This window comes from Arthrobacter sp. NPDC058127 (assembly GCF_042884555.1).
GTDB lineage: Bacteria > Actinomycetota > Actinomycetes > Actinomycetales > Micrococcaceae > Arthrobacter.
The window spans coordinates 50,275-66,255 of record NZ_JBHVTT010000013.1; the positions used below are offsets into that span (position 1 = coordinate 50,275).

General features: G+C 63.8%; 13 protein-coding genes. 4 read left to right on the forward strand and 9 right to left on the reverse strand.

All coding sequences use genetic code 11. The annotated features are described in order from the left end of the window. The first annotated feature begins 450 nt into the window (after nucleotides 1-450). Nucleotides 451-1,041, forward strand: a complete 591-nt coding sequence (locus ACFVTG_RS16655) for a TetR/AcrR family transcriptional regulator (RefSeq protein WP_390282032.1) — start codon at nucleotides 451-453, stop codon at nucleotides 1,039-1,041. Between the two features lie 21 nt (nucleotides 1,042-1,062). Next, nucleotides 1,063-1,620 (forward strand): NAD(P)H-dependent oxidoreductase, encoded by a 558-nt coding sequence (locus ACFVTG_RS16660; protein WP_390282033.1) that lies wholly within the window; start codon nucleotides 1,063-1,065, stop codon nucleotides 1,618-1,620. Nucleotides 1,621-1,874: 254 nt separating this feature from the next. On the opposite strand, the gene ACFVTG_RS16665 is transcribed toward ACFVTG_RS16660, so the two are convergent. The 6 genes from ACFVTG_RS16665 to ACFVTG_RS16690 all read right to left on the reverse strand — a co-directional run bounded on the left by ACFVTG_RS16665 (nucleotide 1,875) and on the right by ACFVTG_RS16690 (nucleotide 9,447). Further along, complete coding sequence (locus tag ACFVTG_RS16665) at nucleotides 1,875-2,693, reverse strand: HpcH/HpaI aldolase/citrate lyase family protein (protein ID WP_390282107.1); 819 nt, start codon at nucleotides 2,691-2,693, stop codon at nucleotides 1,875-1,877. A 1-nt stretch (nucleotide 2,694) separates the two neighbouring features. Then, nucleotides 2,695-3,222 carry a MaoC family dehydratase gene (locus ACFVTG_RS16670; RefSeq protein WP_390282034.1) on the reverse strand — a complete coding sequence of 176 codons (528 nt, stop codon included), beginning with the start codon at nucleotides 3,220-3,222 and terminating at the stop codon, nucleotides 2,695-2,697. A 4-nt stretch (nucleotides 3,223-3,226) separates the two neighbouring features. Beyond that, nucleotides 3,227-5,314: an acetyl/propionyl/methylcrotonyl-CoA carboxylase subunit alpha gene (locus ACFVTG_RS16675; protein ID WP_390282035.1), complete on the reverse strand. Its 2,088-nt coding sequence runs from the start codon at nucleotides 5,312-5,314 to the stop codon at nucleotides 3,227-3,229. Between the two features lie 34 nt (nucleotides 5,315-5,348). Next, nucleotides 5,349-6,959: a carboxyl transferase domain-containing protein gene (locus tag ACFVTG_RS16680; protein ID WP_390282037.1), complete on the reverse strand. Its 1,611-nt coding sequence runs from the start codon at nucleotides 6,957-6,959 to the stop codon at nucleotides 5,349-5,351. 332 nt (nucleotides 6,960-7,291) lie between these two features. Beyond that, entirely contained in the window at nucleotides 7,292-8,938 is a 1,647-nt protein-coding gene (locus tag ACFVTG_RS16685) for an AMP-binding protein (RefSeq protein WP_390282039.1), read from the reverse strand. After that, on the reverse strand, nucleotides 8,935-9,447 hold the full coding sequence (locus ACFVTG_RS16690) for a MaoC/PaaZ C-terminal domain-containing protein (protein WP_390282040.1): 513 nt from the start codon (nucleotides 9,445-9,447) through the stop codon (nucleotides 8,935-8,937). The genes ACFVTG_RS16685 and ACFVTG_RS16690 overlap by 4 nt, the downstream gene beginning before the upstream one ends. On the opposite strand from ACFVTG_RS16690, the gene ACFVTG_RS16695 reads away from it, so the two are divergent. Continuing rightward, nucleotides 9,446-9,643 carry a hypothetical protein gene (locus ACFVTG_RS16695; protein ID WP_390282041.1) on the forward strand — a complete coding sequence of 66 codons (198 nt, stop codon included), beginning with the start codon at nucleotides 9,446-9,448 and terminating at the stop codon, nucleotides 9,641-9,643. The two genes, ACFVTG_RS16690 and ACFVTG_RS16695, sit on opposite strands and share 2 nt — an antisense overlap. Here the strand turns inward: ACFVTG_RS16695 and ACFVTG_RS16700 are convergent. Then, on the reverse strand, nucleotides 9,640-11,100 hold the full coding sequence (locus tag ACFVTG_RS16700) for an aldehyde dehydrogenase family protein (protein ID WP_390282042.1): 1,461 nt from the start codon (nucleotides 11,098-11,100) through the stop codon (nucleotides 9,640-9,642). The two genes, ACFVTG_RS16695 and ACFVTG_RS16700, sit on opposite strands and share 4 nt — an antisense overlap. 18 nt (nucleotides 11,101-11,118) lie before the next feature. Then, nucleotides 11,119-12,792 (reverse strand): AMP-binding protein, encoded by a 1,674-nt coding sequence (locus ACFVTG_RS16705; RefSeq protein ID WP_390282043.1) that lies wholly within the window; start codon nucleotides 12,790-12,792, stop codon nucleotides 11,119-11,121. Nucleotides 12,793-12,980: 188 nt separating this feature from the next. On the opposite strand from ACFVTG_RS16705, the gene ACFVTG_RS16710 reads away from it, so the two are divergent. After that, nucleotides 12,981-15,200, forward strand: a complete 2,220-nt coding sequence (locus tag ACFVTG_RS16710; RefSeq protein WP_390282044.1) for a helix-turn-helix domain-containing protein — start codon at nucleotides 12,981-12,983, stop codon at nucleotides 15,198-15,200. Between the two features lie 56 nt (nucleotides 15,201-15,256). Here ACFVTG_RS16710 and ACFVTG_RS16715 read toward each other — a convergent pair whose 3' ends face one another. Beyond that, nucleotides 15,257-15,910 (reverse strand): DUF5134 domain-containing protein, encoded by a 654-nt coding sequence (locus tag ACFVTG_RS16715; protein WP_390282045.1) that lies wholly within the window; start codon nucleotides 15,908-15,910, stop codon nucleotides 15,257-15,259. Between the last annotated feature and the right edge of the window lie 71 nt (nucleotides 15,911-15,981).

Genomic DNA, 15,981 nt, shown 5'->3' on the forward strand with positions numbered 1-15,981 from the left:
AGCATCACCACCCAGCTTCCGCCTGAACGGTGGGTCGCATGCCCGGCCCTCGGAGAGGAACCTTCTGCGACTCCCGGACGAGCGCAAATCCAGATTGATCATTGCGGTTGACGAGATCCATGCCGCGAATCGTAACGAACCATTGACGCGGCCCGCCGCCGCCCTCTACCCGAGCGTCACCGCCGGCCATCCGAGACACCGTTAGCATTGTCAGCAACGGCGGAGCTCCATAAATGTCGCATTCGGGGGCTCATCACCGTGGTGTGACGGACATGGACTTGGATTGCCGGTCCGGAGAAGCGGGCCCGTCCCGCGACTGGCGCCTTGAAGCCCAGCCACAGTGGTTGGAGTTTCGGCAAATACCGACCGGCACGAGCGGTTCCGAGCGTAAAGAAACTCCATTGGCCTCCTTATTCATACAGACTAGTCTGTATGAATAAGGAGGCCAGGATGACTGTAGGTGTGCAGCCCAAGAAGCGTCGGACCGGGAGTGCAGAGAAAATTCTCGCTGCGGCAGCCGGTTTGTTCCACGCAAACGGGATCCGAGGTGTCGGCATGGACCAGGTCATTGCTGAGTCGGGCGTCGCCAAATCGACACTGTACGCGCACTTTCCCACCAGGGATGCCCTGATCGGCGCCTACCTTCGTAGCACCGACATTTCCTGGCGGTTGCAGTTGAGGACCGCAGCGGAAGCTTCAGGGCCTGACCCGCAGACTCAGCTTGTGGGCCTCTTTGATGCGCTGCGTGGCTCATTTGACCGGCACGGATTCTTTGGATGTCCCTTTATCAGCGCAGCAGTTGAAACAGCACTCGATTCCGAAGCCCGGGCGCTGACGATCGAACATTCCCGGCGCCGCAATGAGTGGCTCCTCGAACTGGCCCGTCGGACCGGATCGAAGCGACCCGAGAGCCTGGCCCGCCAGATCGGCGTCCTGATCGACGGCGCGCTTGCTACCGGCCGGCTCCTGCAAGACGCGCGGGTGATCGACGACGCCCAAGAAGCCGCCGAGGCGCTCGTGCGGCAACACTTAAGCAACTAGAAATCGCAAAGGACAAAACATATGAGCACAAGCCGTTCCATCCTCATCATTCTTGCTCACCCCGATCTGGGTTCTTCCAGGGTCAATGCGGCCCTCGTCAGCGCCATCGAAGGCGCTGAAGGCGTCCAAATACGCCACCTCACAGAGCTCTATCCCACCAACGTGATCGACATCCCGGCGGAGCAGCACGCTCTCAGCAATGCCGACGAGATCGTCCTTCAATACCCCACCTACTGGTACTCCGCCCCCGGCATCATGAAGCAGTGGCTCGATGAAGTGTTGACCAGGGGCTGGGCCTACGGAACTGGAAAGCCTGGTGCCCTGGCCGGGAAGAGACTGCGGGTTGTCACCACCACCGGTGGAACCCAGGACGCCTATGCCACTGACGGATCCCACGGCTGGGATTTCAACGACATCCTGATCCCCCTCCAGGCAACAGCACGGAGGCTGGGCATGCTATGGGATGAGCCGCTTGTGATTCACGGCGTCAGGGACATCACCGATCCGCAACTCGCCGACCACGGGAAACGCTACGAGGCCCAGCTGCTGGAGGGAAAAAGCCCGGCCCAGGCAGCCTGACTCCCGCAGCAACGCGAACTCTCGAGTTGCGCCAACCGGGGCAACAGCTACGACAGATGACCCAACCACGCAGTCCGGCTTGTTCGTGGGCCAAGTTAGATGAGAAGGGACACCATTCACCACCACCGCCCTAGCGCTGGCGGCTCAACCCGCCGCCGATCCTTTCCCGATGGGTTTCCGATCTACTCAATGGTTGTTCCCCTGGTCTCGAATGTTCTCAAATTCTTTCAATGAACGACTTGAGCAGGGACGTGCTACTTCCACAGTTCCTGGCCCTCTGCATGTTTGGCTCGTGTGAGTGTCTTCCGGGCGTGCCGCAGGACGGGCTCGTCCACCATCCGTCCCTCGAAGGTGAATACTCCGCCGGATTGTTCCGCGGCCGCGAGGATCCGCTCGGCGTGGTCCACCTCTGCGCGGGTTGGCAGGAAGGATGCACGGATAATTGGCATCTGATCGGGATGGATGGATGCCTTCGCTGCAAAGCCCGAAGCAACGGCGTCCTCTGACTCGGCCGTCAGTCCGGCAATGTCTTTGATATCTAAATAGACAGAGTCCAAGGCTGGCTTCCCCGCGGCACCTGCGGCGAGAAGAACGTGCGAACGGGCGTGCAGCGCGACGTCCCGGTACTTACCGTCGGATCGGCGGCTGGACGTGCCGCCGAGTGAAGCGACCAGATCTTCAGCGCCCCACATGAGTGCCACGACGTTGGGTGCCGACGCAATCGCCGCTGCGTTGACGATGCCCTTGGCCGTTTCGCACAGGGCCACCACCGAGTACCCCTTCAACCGTGCCAGGGACTCAGGTTCCTCGGTCTTGGCGAGCATGACGTGTTTGTATCGGGTCTGCTGGAGTGCACTCAGGTCTAACGCGAAGTCTTCCGTTTCCATCGGGCTGATCCTGACGATGCTCCGCTCCGGATCCATGGGGTTCGCTATGAGGGCCTGTCGTGCCTGTTGCCGGTCCTGGGGGGCCACGGCGTCTTCGAGGTCCAGGATGATTGCGTCGGCCCTGTCCATCGCCTTGCCGTAGCGATCCGGCCGGTCGGCGGGGCAAAAGAGGATCGCCGGGCCCATTTCAAAATCTGTCACGGCTACCCTTCCCCGCCAATACGGTGGCTTCGTGGGCCTCCCTGGTCCACATCAGGCAGGTGCGGGTTGCCTCGGCCCCCACCACACCGTGCTGGTTGCGGCCGGTGTGCTTCATGCTTACGACCCCCTGGCCGGGGCGGGATGCTGACGGACGGACCTCCGTCACCTGTGTCTCGGTGTATAGGGTGTCGCCGTGGAACATCGGATGCGGGAAACGGACGTCGGTCAGGCCGAGCTGGGCGATGATGGTTCCTTCCGTCATCTGGGGAACCGACTGTCCGATCATGGTGCCAAGGGTGAAGAGGGAGTTCATGAGTCTCTGGCCGAAGGGCTGAGTGGCGCTCCATGCGGCATCGAGATGCAGGCCCTGGTTGTTCATGGTCAATGAGGTGAAAAGAACGTTGTCCGTTTCCGTGAGGGTCCGTCCGGGCCTGTGGGCATAAACCGCGCCCTCCTCGAGCTCATCGAGGTAGAGTCCGCGCTGCTGGATTCGCTTGATGTCCGTGGTCCTCATGATTTCATCCCTTCATTTCTTCGAGTTCTTGGGCCGCCGCTTCGACGCCGACTACTTCACCGTCGGCGGGCTCAAGGGAGAGCGGCTCCACTGTTGCCACGATTTGAGCGGCTTTGACCAGGTCGCCTACTTTCAGGCTCAGCCGCACGACGCCGGAGACCGGGGCCGTCAGTTGGTGCTCCATCTTCATGGCCTCGATGGACAGCAGCGGCTGTCCTTCGTCCACGAAGTCGAGGTCGGTGACGGTGACCGCGATGACGGTGCCCGGCATCGGTGAGCGGATCTCGGGGGAGGCCGTTCCGGCCTCGCGGTCCAAGGAGGCGAGCCGGCGCTGGAGCTGCTCCTGACGGCTGAGCTGACGGGCAGCCCCGCCCCATCCGTCGATGCTTAGCCACGCTGTGCCGTCGGCCGAGACGGCGGTGACCATCCGGCGTCGGGCGCCGTTCACTTGGGCTGAACCGTCAGCCAAGGCCTCGACGCGGAACGATTCACGGTCGACGTCGAACGTCTGCCCCTGTGCGTCCCTGGTGGCGCTCAAGCTGTGTGTTTCCCCGTCGACCTCCAGCTGGATCGACGCTGTGGCTTTTCCGCCGACCCGCCAGGCGTCCTTGGTTCCCCAGGGACCGCGATCGTTTGCCTGACGAGTTGTCAGGGCGTGGGCCGCGATGGCCAGGTCCTCCCCTGTGAAAGTCCGGAACGGCATGGAGGAGATTTTGCGGTCGATCAGGGTGGTGTCCAGACGGCCTGCGGCGACGTCCTCGTCTGCAATGAGCAGCCGCAGGTATTCGACGTTGGTCTTCACTCCCAGCACGACCGTCTCGGCCAGGGCCCGGTCCAGAGTGCGGAGTGCCCGCCCGCGGTCTGTGTTCCAGGCGATGACTTTGGCGATCATGGGGTCGTAATGCGGCGATACTTCCAGGTCGTCGGTCAGGGAGCTGTCGACACGGACGCCGGAACCGGACGGTTCGCGGATCTCGAGAAGGCGGCCGATGGACGGCAGGAAACCATGGGACGGGTCCTCCGCGTAAACACGCGCTTCGATCGCGTGACCTTCGAGTACGACGTCGGACTGCGCGACGGTGAGGATCTCGCCGGCGGCGATGCGCACCTGCCATTCGACGAGATCCAGCCGCTCACCGTTGACCCGGACGACCTCTTCGGTGACGGGGTGCTCGACCTGAAGCCTGGTGTTCATTTCCATGAAGAAGAACTCGTCCGGGGCCTCGTCCGAAACCAGGAACTCAACAGTACCGGCTCCCACGTAGTTCACCGAACGGGCGGCATCAACGGCCGCGGCACCGATCCGTGCCCGGATCTCAGCGCCGTCGGGCAGGCCCTGCAGCAGCGGCGCGGGGGCCTCCTCGATGACCTTTTGGTGCCGGCGCTGCAGGGAGCATTCACGCTCGCCCAGGTGGATGGTGTTGCCGTGGCGGTCGGCCAGGACCTGGACCTCGATGTGCCGGGGGGAGCGGACCAGCCGTTCCAGGAAGAGGGTGTCGTCACCGAAGGAGCTCTTCGCCACCCGGCGGGCGGTTTCCAGGGTGGCTGGCAGATCCTCGGCCCGGTCCACGACGTGCATGCCTTTGCCGCCCCCACCGGCGGAGGGCTTGATCAGCAGGGGGAAGCCGACGGTCTCGGCGGCCGCAATCAGCTGGTCATTGCTTAGGCCCGGTTCGGCGATGCCCGGAACTACGGGAACACCGTAACTAACCACGTGGTTCTTGGAGCGGATCTTGTCACCCATCATGTTGATGGAATGGACGTCCGGACCGATGAAGGCAATCCCCGCGTCCGCCAGAGCACGGGCGAACTCAACGTTTTCGGAGAGGAATCCGTACCCCGGGTGCACGGCCTCGGCGCCAGTGTCGCGGCAGGCCTGGAGGATCGCCTCGATCTTCAGGTAGCTTTCCGCCGCAGCGGCGGAGCCGATGCAGACGGCAATGTCGGCCTCCCGCACATGGCGGGCATCGGCGTCAGCTTCCGAGTACACTGCGACGGACTTGGTTCCTAGGCGCCTCAGCGTACGGATGACGCGGCAGGCGATTTCGCCGCGGTTGGCGACCAGGACGGTGTCGAAGGTACCTGGGGTCATGGCGTTTCTTCCTTGCGCTTGATTTGTCATGGGGTCACATCCGGAAGATGCCGAAGGCGGTTTCCCGCAGCGGCGTGCGGGAAACGACGTCGAGCGCCATGCCCAGGACGCGCCGGGTGTCTGCGGGGTCGATGATGCCGTCGTCCCAGAGCCTTGCGGTGGAGTAGTAGGGACTGCCTTGGTCCTCGTATTGCTGCTTGATCGGGGCCTTGAAGGCTTCCTCGTCCTCGGCGGACCATTCCTCGCCGCGGGCCTCGTACTGGTCACGCTTGACGGTAGCCAGCACGCTGGACGCCTGGTTCCCGCCCATCACCGAGATCCGGGACGCCGGCCACATCCAGAGGAAGCGCGGCGAGTACGCCCGCCCGCACATCGAGTAGTTTCCGGCACCGAAGGAACCGCCGATCACCACCGTCAGTTTCGGCACGCGGGCGGTGGCGACGGCGGTGACCATCTTGGCGCCGTTCTTGGCGATGCCGCCGTGCTCGTAGTCCTTGCCGACCATGAAGCCGGAGAGGTTCTGCAGGAAGACCAGCGGGATGCCGCGCTGGTCGCACAGTTCAATGAAGTGCGCGCCTTTGAGGGCGGACTCGCTGAACAACACACCGTTATTGGCGACGATGCCCACAGGATGGCCATGCAGCTTCGCGAATCCCGTCACCAGGGTGGTGCCGTAGTTCTTCTTGAACTCGTGGAATTCGCTGCCGTCCACTAGCCGGCTGATGACCTCCCGGACATCGTATTGCGCGTTCACGTCCACCGGGACCACTCCGTAAAGTTCCGCCGGGTCCGCCAGGGGCGGCAGGACGACGTCAGACACGTCCCACGCCGGGGCTGCCGGCTTTGGCAGGGTGGAGACGATGTCCCGGACGATCTGCAGGGCATGTTCGTCGTTTTCGGCGAGGTGGTCCGTCACACCGGAAATCCGGGAGTGGACGTCCCCGCCGCCGAGTTCCTCGGCCGTCACGATCTCGCCGATGGCGGCCTTCACGAGGGGCGGTCCGCCCAGGAAAATGGTGCCTTGGTTGCGGACAATGACGGTTTCGTCGCTCATGGCGGGCACGTAGGCGCCACCGGCCGTGCAGGATCCCATGACCGAGGCGATCTGCGGGATCTTCGCCGCTGACATCTTCGCCTGGTTGAAGAAGATCCGGCCAAAGTGCTCCTTGTCCGGGAACACCTCATCCTGCCTGGGCAGGAACGCTCCCCCGGAATCCACAAGGTAGACGCACGGCAGCCTGTTCTCCAGCGCGATTTCCTGGGCCCGGAGGTGCTTCTTCACCGTCATCGGGTAATAGGTCCCGCCCTTGACCGTGGCGTCGTTGGACACCACCATCACCTGGCGTCCATGGACCAGACCGATCCCCGCGATGACCCCGGCACCGGGCGAATCATCGTTGTACATCCCGTTGGCCGCCAACGGGGCGATCTCCAGGAACGGGCTCCCCTCGTCCAGCAAATAGTTGATGCGCTCCCGCGGCAACAGCTTCCCGCGCGAGATGTGCCGCTGGCGGGACTTCTCCGGACCGCCAAGGGCAGCCCTCGCGAGTCGCTGCTTCAGCTCATCGACCAGGAACCCCTGCTCTTCGTAATTCTGAGCAAAGTTCGTGTGCGACGCGTCCACGCCGCTGGTCAGCGTATCCATCTGTCCTCTTTCCATTTCTTGCGGGGCCGGCTAGCGAAAGTTCAACTGTTTCAGGAAGCCAGACGAGGCTTCGTTTCTGTCCTGTGGAAGTGTTGTGGGTCGCGGCAAGCCTCTTCGGGCCTCGCACGTAGTCGACGCCGTCCCGTGCAGAGGCATCGACCCGGACGACCCTGCAGGTCCACGACGGCGAGTGACCTCCGGACGTCGGGCAGGTCAAGGCGGGCGTCGGGACAGCACCGGTGGGCGACGGCGGTGCCCCTTTCCGTGCCGGCCAGTCTGGCCATGGACAGGTCCCGGGCCCGCCCGGCTCGACGTTGTCACCCATCGATGGGTCAGGAAGCCGGGTCCGAGAGCCGTCTCAGTTCCCGGCGCATGATCTTCCCTGTTGACGTCATGGGCAGCTCGTTCAAATATGTAATCTGGCGCGGGTACTGGTAGAACGCGAGCCTGAGTTTGACATGGTCCTTCAATTGCATCGTGAGTTCATCCGTGCGCTCGTACCCGTCCGACAAGACGATGAAGGCCTTCACGGCCTCCCCCCTCAGCTCGTCCGGAATGCCGATGACGGCGGCCATGGACACACCCGGATGGGACATTAGGCAGTCTTCGATTTCACTCGGGCCAACGCGGTATCCGGCGGTGGAAATCACATCGTCTGCCCGGCCCTCGTACCAAAGGTCGCCATTGGCATCTGATCTGGCGAGGTCGCCTGTGTGGATCCAGCCGTCGTGGACTTTTTCCGCTGTCTTGTCAGGGTCGTTCCAATAGCCAAGCAGCTGACCCGGGTTGCCGGCTCTGATGCAGATTTCCCCGGCTTCTCCGTCCGGCACAGCGGCCCCCTGGAGGTCGAGCACCGCGACCTCGAATCCTGGAAATGCCCTGCCCATTGACCCTGGCGGGGTAGTGCGGCGGTCCCGGGAGGTGCCGACCGTCAGGTTCATTTCAGTCTGGCCGTAGAACTCGTTGATCGACGCGTGGAAAGTGTCCGTTACCCAGCGCTCAAGCACCTCCCCGAGGGCTTCGCCGCCGGTGGCCAGGATCCGGATGCCTGTGCCGGCCGCCGCCGCGGCATCAACGCCCGAACTACGCATCTGTTTGAGTGCCGTTGGCGGGATGAAGGCACAGGTGATCCGATGGCGCCGCAGCAGATCGATGGCCCGTTCGGGCACGAACCTGTCCGGCGTCGCGACGACGGGACAGCCCAGCGAGAGTGCCGTGAAGAGGACGTCAAACAGGCCGCCGATCCAGGCCCAGTCGGCCGGAGTCCAGAACACGTCCTGTGGCTGCGGAGCGTTTCCGAATGCGGTTCGAACGCCGGGCATGTGCGCCAGGAGAACCTGGTGCCCGTGGAGGGCGCCCTTGGGGTTGCCGGTCGTCCCTGACGTGTAGATGATGATCGCAGGCGATTGCGGACCGGTGAGCACACGCCGGGTGGACTCCGGTTCGGCGTCCAGTTCCGTGTCGTAGCGGTGAAGGCTCCCGCAACCGGTTTCGGGATGCAGTCCATTCTCGCCAACGACCAGGACGTGCTGTATCTCGGGGGTCTTTGCGAGTGCCTCCTTGACCCGGTCGTAGCATTGCTCATCTATGACCAGGACCTTGGCCCCGGAATGCTGCAGGCGGTAGGCCACGGCTCCGGCACCGAATTTGATGGACAGCGGAACCGTGACGAAGCCGCCGCGGAAGCTGCCCAAGTGCGCGGTGAGCACCTCGATTCCCTGGGAAACCATGACGGCGACGCGGTCCCCCTCTTCGAGGCCCCAGCGCTGCAGCAGACCCATGAACTTCCTGCTCAGCGAGCCCAGCTGTCCAAAGGAATAAGTCGAGACGGAGCCTCCGCGGTCGACGATCAGCGCCGGATCATGGGATGGCTGGAGGTCGGTGCAAGCCTCGGCAATATTGAACTGCTCCGGAACGCGCCATCGAAAGGCTTCCGCTTCCAGATCCTGCCACCATGCGTGCGCGGTACTGGTGGTCACGGCGCTGCCTGCTCTTTCGTGACCGGCAGGTCCAGCGCCTCTGACCGCCCTGCGACGAGCAGGGAGAAGTTTCCATCGAGGACGACCACACCATCCTGGTTAATGAGATTGGCCGAGCTTGTCACGACGGCCGAACGGTTGTCCTTGCGCGGGCTCACCGCGGAGATTTCAGAAACCGCGTACACCAGGTCGCCGAAGAAGGTCGGAGCCTTGAACCTCAGGTTGTCGAGGCTGTAGAAGCACTGGAGGTAGCTCGGGTGAAGTTCCACCAGCCCCAGCAACGTAGAGATCATGAGGGCGCCGTGCGCAATCTGTCGCCCGAAGCGTGTCTGCTCGGCATAGCGCGCGTTCGTGTGCAGGGGGTGGTTGTCCCCAGTCAGTTCACCGAAGGACCGCACGTATTCCTCGGTGATGACGCGGGAGCCTGTCCTGGCAATGTCACCGACTTCGATTTCTTCAAAGGGTTTGGAGATCACGTTTCTGTCCTGTTCAAAAGTGATGTGTTTCATGGCTGGTTGCGGGGGCCTGCCCAGCAAGGAGCGGGCAGGCGCCCGCGACCACGGCCCGGCGGTTGGGGCGTCCGGAATGGAAGCGATCATGGGCGCGACGGACGGCGCCGCCCGGGTGCCGATCCGGCCCGTCGTCCTTCCCCGCGGGAGGTTCGCCGCCGGCCGTTCGCCGCGGCCGGCGGTTCTCCTCCGCTAGTTCTTGGCGATATTCAGAACATGGACATCCGTGAACTCGTTGACGCCCTCGGTGCCGAACTCCACGCCTAAACCGGACTGTTTGCGCCCGCCGAACGGCACGTCCGGCTGGAGCGCGAAGTGCTGGTTAACCCAGCTGGTGCCGCATTCGAGGCGATCGGCAACGGCGGCCGCCCGCTCGATGTCGGCGCCCCAGACCGAAGCCCCCAGTCCATAGGCGCTGTTGTTCGCACGAGCGATCGCATCTTCGAGATCGTCGTAGGACATGATCGATCGGATGGGGGCGAACGTCTCCTGGGTGACAAGCGGCGAATCCTCGCCGATGTCCCGCACGACAGTCGGCTCAACGAAGTAACCCGGACGATCCAGCACGTTGCCGCCGGCGATGATCGTCCCCTGCTCCTTGGCCAGCTGCAGGTACCCCTTGGCCGCTTGGAACTGCTTGGCGTTCTGAAGCGGACCGAAGTCCGTGTCGGGTTCGAGGCCGGGACCGATCTTGGCAGCCTTGGCAAGGCGGGCGATCTCGTCGCACAGTTCGTCGTAAATCGACGAATGGGCATAGATGCGCTTGATGTTGATGCACACCTGGCCGCTGTTGGCGAAGGCCCATTTGAACAGCTCCGCCGCGGTCTTCCTCACCTCCGCGTCGTCGAGGACGATCGCCGGGTCGTTGCCGCCGAGCTCCAGCGTGACGCGCTTGAGGGTGCTGGCGGCGCTGGCCAAGACCGCCTTGCCCACGGCAGTCGATCCGGTGAAGGAGATCTTCGCGACATCGGGATGCCCGGTGAGCACCGGCCCGGCCGATCCTCCGTCCCCGATGATGTTGACGACGCCCGCCGGGAACAAGTCGACGAGGAGCTCTCCCAGCAGCATCGCGTTCAGGGGCGTGGTCGGCGATGGCTTGATGACCAGCGTGTTGCCCGTCAGGAGAGCCGGGGCGAGCTTGTACATCCCTTGGAAGAACGGGAAGTTCCACGGGAGGATCGCAAGGACGACGCCCAGCGGCTTGTGGTGGATCTCGATGCGGGCTTGGTCGTCGTCGCGCACCACCTCCGGTCCCGGCCGCAGCGCGGCAAAAGCCCGGGTGAAGGCGATCGCGGCATCGACGTCGCCCCGCGATGCCGCCAGTGGCTTTCCTTGCTCCAGCGTCACCAAGCGGGCGAATTCGTCGGCCCGCTCTTCGATGGCTTCGGCTAGCGCCTCCAGCAATGCTCCCCGTTCCGCAACGGGGAGCCCCGTCCAAGCGGGAAAAGCCTGCTTCGCCGCGCGGACCGCCTCGTTGAGTTGTTCCACGCTCGCCACGGGGCTCGCAGCAAGAATTTCTTCGGTGGCCGGGTTGATCACGTCGAAGGTCTCGGCAGCGTCGACGAGACTTCCGTTGATCAGCATCCGGAACGAGTGGGCCGAAAGGTCATCGGTCGGGGTTGTGGCGGTCGTGGCTTCTAGATTGGCTGACATCGTCGTTGATCCGTTCTTCTAGGGGTTTATTGAAGGATGGTTCTGCTGGGGCACGGCTGCGTTCCGTCCGTCCCGGCCCGCAGCAAGGCGGTCGCGCAGTTCGCGGCGCCGGATCTTGCCCGTGTCTGTCATCGGCAGTGCGGGCACAAACTCGATCCCCGCCGGGGATACACGAGCGGGATAGTTTTCGTTCACCAAGCGGAGGATTTCGGCCTCAACCGCCGGCCCCGGGGCGACGCCGGGGGAAAGGACCGCATAAGCGACGATCGCCGGGTGGCTCGATTCCCCGGGAACACCGACCACGGCAGCCGAACGGACCGCTGGGTGGGAAGCGATACAGGCTTCGATCTCCGACGGACTGATTCGATACCGATCGACTTCGATCACATCGTCGTGGCGGGAGGCATACCAGAAGTATCCGTCGCCGTCCCTGATGGCGAGATCGCCGGTGAGTAGCCACTCCCGGTTCGGCGTGAACTTGTTGCGGGTGGCCTCGGGCTGGCCCCAATACTGCATGAAGACGACCGGGCTCGTGGACCGCACCGCGATCTCGCCCACTTGACCCACCGAGATGGGGAGGCCGTCGCCGTCCAGGATTTCGACTTCGTGGCCCGGGTAGGCGCGTCCCATGGAACCGGCGCGCTTCGCCCAGACCTCGGAGTTTCCCACGATGTAGTTCGCTTCTGTTTGCCCGTAGATCTCGTTGACCGAGGTCCCGAAGGATTGGTTGGCCCACTGCACCAGGTCCGGCGGCAAGTGCTCGCCACCGCTCATCATGGTTCGGAGATTCACCATCGGGGAGTCCACTCCGGCCGCTCGCATCAATTGCAGTTCACGGGGCGGAAGGAAAACGTTCCTGACTTTTTCCGACGCCATGATCCGCACGGCGTCATCGGGGTCGAAGGGACCGCGCGTGGCCACGATCGTGCGCCCGTGGTAAAGGACCGGCAGAAGGGCGTCGAGGAGGCCGCCGATCCAGGCCCAGTCCGCAGGAGTCCAGAAGATGTCATCCGCCCGGGGGAAGCCGTTGTGGGCCATCTCGAACCCCGGAAGATGCCCCAGGAGGACCCTGTGTCCGTGGAGCGCGGCCTTGGGCCGTCCGGTTGTCCCGGACGTATAGAGCAGAGCCGCCGGCGAGTCCGGCGTCGTGTCTGCGGCCTCAAGCAGCGGGGAAGATGAGCGCACCGCCGACCAGAAATCGCGGTCGTCCGATGCCGGCCCGTCAACGACGAGGACGTCGATTCCCTCCAGGGCCGCCACGAGCCCCGCATGACGGGTGTCGGTCACCACGGCGCGCGTGCCGCTGTCCATGACGCGTTGGCAAACTTGCTCATCGTCCAGCAGGTGACTGATCGGAACCGCTACCGCACCGATCTTGTACGTCGCGAGGTGTGCGATCGCGGTTTCAACGCATTGGGGCAGGATGATGGACACCTTGTCACCGATGTAGAGACCGGCCCTCCGCAGCCGGTTGCCCAGCTGGTTGGAGGTGCTCGAGAGTTCCCCAAACGTGAACTCCCGACGGATTCCACGCCCATCAAGGTCCACCACCGCCAGCGTGGCCGGTTCATGACAGTCCGAGCAGGCGACGCCCATGTTGAAACGCTCGGGAAGCGGCCAGGGTTCCGCCGCGGAACGGCCTGACCGGCTCACCGCCCCCGTCCACATATCGCCCCGTCGGAATTGCATCATGGACCCACATTATGATGCGCCTCACACTTAAGGTATGTGGCAAGGCTCCGCCAAATCGGCTATCTTTTAGATTCACACTCCAAGACGAGAGATTGAGTCACATCACCGTCGATGTGGTCGTCGTGTGCTCCATCGGCCCGTCCTGGGCGGGTGATTGCTAGTTTTGCTTCGAAAGAGAGGGGCATCAGGTGACTTCTGCCCGGATGGCCACCGTGCCCCTCGGCGACACGACGCCGTACCAGCTCGCCCAGGTCGTCCATGACGAAGCGGCCCGGTTGTTCGGATCGGATGACGCCGCCCTTTGGATCCACGACCCGGTCCGCAGCCTCATCCACCCATATGGACAGCCCGAGGAAACCCATGCCGTCCCGGTTCCCCTGGATTTCCGGGTCGACGTAGATGGACTCCGCGAGGCTTCCACGTCGGAGGGCTGGGGAAGGATTGCAGCCGCGAGTTTCGGCTCAGAGTTCGTCACCGCCCCCGGCCGTCTCTGGGTGCTGCCCTTCGAATTCCCGGAAAAGTTGCTGGCCGGAATTGTGCTGCTGGGAGCGCGACGTGCGTTCGAACCCCGCAACGTGCCCCCCGAGGATACCCTCTCCTTCACCCGGCAAACCGTCAGCCTCCTGGCCAATCATCTGGAGCTGACCGCGGCCCGCCGGAACCAGGACAGGCTCAATGCCTTGTACAAGACGGCCGGCGAGATGTCGTCCCACCTGGACGTGGATGTCGTGTTGCGGACGATCATCGGCAATGCCTGCAAACTGCTTAGTGCGCCGATCGGCTACATCATGCTGGTTGATCCCGCCGATTCGCACATCTTCATGCGCGCCGCAGAAGGCACCCAGCACCCCGAGTTCCAGCGGTTGCGACTGCAGCTCGGCGCCGGGCTCGGCGGCGTGGTGGCGCAGCACCACAGCTCGTTCTTTACCGAGGACTATTTGAACGACAAACGGATCAACCACCACCCTGTGGTCGACAACGCGGTCCGCCAGGAGGGCATCAGAAGCATCCTCGGATCCCCGATGTCGATGAGGGGCGAATTCGTCGGTGTCCTTTACGTCGCGGACCAACGGGTCAGGCACTTCTCCGACGACGAGATCGCCCTTCTCGAAGGCCTGGCCCTGCATGCCGGGTTGTCCATCGAAAATGCCCGGTTGTACGAACGGGACACCGCCGCGCTGCGTGAACTCCGGAAGAGCTCCGAGATCATCCGGGCGCAGAACGATCTCCTGATGAAGGCGGACGCGGCGCAAAAGAGACTCTCGGCAACGCTGTTGGCAAGCGAAGGCCTTCCGGGGATCGCCGCGGTCGTCCAGGAATTGATCCACGCCCCGACGCTGATCCTCGACAGCCACCACCAGCGGTTGGCCGGTAGCGGAGAACCCCGAAGTGACATCGGCAGAACCATCTGGGAGCGAGGCGTCACCCCAAAGCTGGCGGGTTTCAGCCAGATCAGACGAACGTTGACGGACCTCGGACGAACGACGCGTCCCGAACCACCCAGCATACCAAAGGCCGGCAGCAACGAATGGCAAACAGTCCCCGTCCATGCCGGTCATGAATTTCTCGGCAGCATCTGGGTGTTCCCGAACGAACCGCTGGACGAGACCGACCAGCCGATCCTGGAGCGCGCCGCCATCTCGGTCGCATTGGAGATGCTCCGCGAACGTTCGGTATTCGAAGCGGGCCAACGGCTTCGCCGCAACCTCGTCGACGAGATCCTCAGCGAATCGACCACCGACCAATCCGTCGTCAACCGTTGGGCCGGACAACTCGGTTTCCAGCTCTCGGGGAAGGAACGGTTGTGCGTCGTCAAGTCCTCGTCCGATGTGACCCACGCCCTCGACGCCGCACCATGGTGTCTCTTCAGCACCAAGTACCGCGACAACATCGTCGCCCTTCTCGCCCCGGATGCGGACTTGGTGCCCAAAGTGGGGGGTTTGCTGCATGCGGCGTCCGCTCCTGGGCGGTCGCCGCACGCCGTCATATCCAGCCCGCTGGCGCCTGGCCAGACCTACCGCATGGCCTACCGGCTGTCACAACGCGTCCTCGATCTGTTGGGCAGTGAAAACCAGGCACGGGTCATCGACCTGGACCGAGCCCGAGTCCTTGCCTTGCTGTTCCGGGAGGGAGACCGAGAAACGGCGCGGCACTATGTAGAGGCGTGCCTCGGCGCCGTCATCGCACGCGATCCAGCGGGCGATCTCGACCTCGTCATGACGCTCGACGCGTATTTGGCCTCCGGCCACCGTCCGACCCCCGCGGCCAAGGCGCTGCACGTCCACGTGAACACGGTTTACTACCGCCTCACTCTGCTGACCGAAATCCTTGGGGACATCCGGGACCCTGTCCGGGCACTCGACCTCCAGGTGGCCTGCCTCGTGTACCGGCTGTTGAAGGGGGACTGACAAGGGCACCTGTTGGGCAGCATGGCCGCCTCAGGACCAGGAACAATCCCGGCCCTTCATCCCCCGAAGAACATCGAGGCGAACATCGCCGCCATCGTCACCGTCGCTCCGAGATTCACCAGGCGGCCTCCCACCGGGTGCGGCTGAGGTTGCCGCGCCGCGTTTCCGGGTCGTTGGACTAGATTTCTTGACATGTGCAGGATGAGGCCGGAGAACTGCACTACGGCGACCCCAAGGAACACGGCGGCCAGCGGGGCCGCCATGCCGAGCATCCCGATCGCGGCTCCTGGGGTGTTGCCGGAAGAGTACCCCGAGCCACCATGCGAGTGCCCGGCAGTTGCGGCGAGATCCGCATGACCGATATGTCCGGAGCGTGTCACGCACATCATGGCGATCATGCAGGCCATGGCGCCCATCATGGCGCCGCTACCGAGGTCGCCGAAGGCCCACTTCCCCACCCCACCGTACCGGGCACGGATGCTCGCGTGAATGATGAACCATAACGCCGCCGAGGAAAAGAACACCAATTGCACGAGCGGGGCGACGAACCCATCGGGGAGGACCATTGCCACCATGGCCAGGCTCATGGCGGCATGGAAGCCGTGGCCTATTCCCCCCGGCCAGCCCGAGCGGAAAGCCTGGATCAGGGAATAGGCGCAACAGGGCACCAGAACGGCGACATACATGAACGTGGCGATGTCACGATCCACTTCGAACTCCTGACGCTCCCGCTACGGGCGGGCGCATCGATCGGCGTCGTATCGATGAAGCCGCCAGCGAA

Bases quoted from the DNA above. Each gene is read 5' to 3' on its own strand.
- ACFVTG_RS16655 (WP_390282032.1), top strand. From the start codon at position 451: ATGACTGTAGGTGTGCAGCCCAAGAAGCGTCGGACCGGGAGTGCAGAG.
- ACFVTG_RS16660 (WP_390282033.1), top strand. From the start codon at position 1,063: ATGAGCACAAGCCGTTCCATCCTCATCATTCTTGCTCACCCCGATCTG.
- ACFVTG_RS16665 (WP_390282107.1), bottom strand. From the start codon at position 2,693: ATGGGCCCGGCGATCCTCTTTTGCCCCGCCGACCGGCCGGATCGCTAC.
- ACFVTG_RS16670 (WP_390282034.1), bottom strand. From the start codon at position 3,222: ATGAGGACCACGGACATCAAGCGAATCCAGCAGCGCGGACTCTACCTC.
- ACFVTG_RS16675 (WP_390282035.1), bottom strand. From the start codon at position 5,314: ATGACCCCAGGTACCTTCGACACCGTCCTGGTCGCCAACCGCGGCGAA.
- ACFVTG_RS16680 (WP_390282037.1), bottom strand. From the start codon at position 6,959: ATGGATACGCTGACCAGCGGCGTGGACGCGTCGCACACGAACTTTGCT.
- ACFVTG_RS16695 (WP_390282041.1), top strand. From the start codon at position 9,446: ATGGCTGGTTGCGGGGGCCTGCCCAGCAAGGAGCGGGCAGGCGCCCGC.
- ACFVTG_RS16690 (WP_390282040.1), bottom strand. From the start codon at position 9,447: ATGAAACACATCACTTTTGAACAGGACAGAAACGTGATCTCCAAACCC.
- ACFVTG_RS16700 (WP_390282042.1), bottom strand. From the start codon at position 11,100: ATGTCAGCCAATCTAGAAGCCACGACCGCCACAACCCCGACCGATGAC.
- ACFVTG_RS16705 (WP_390282043.1), bottom strand. From the start codon at position 12,792: ATGATGCAATTCCGACGGGGCGATATGTGGACGGGGGCGGTGAGCCGG.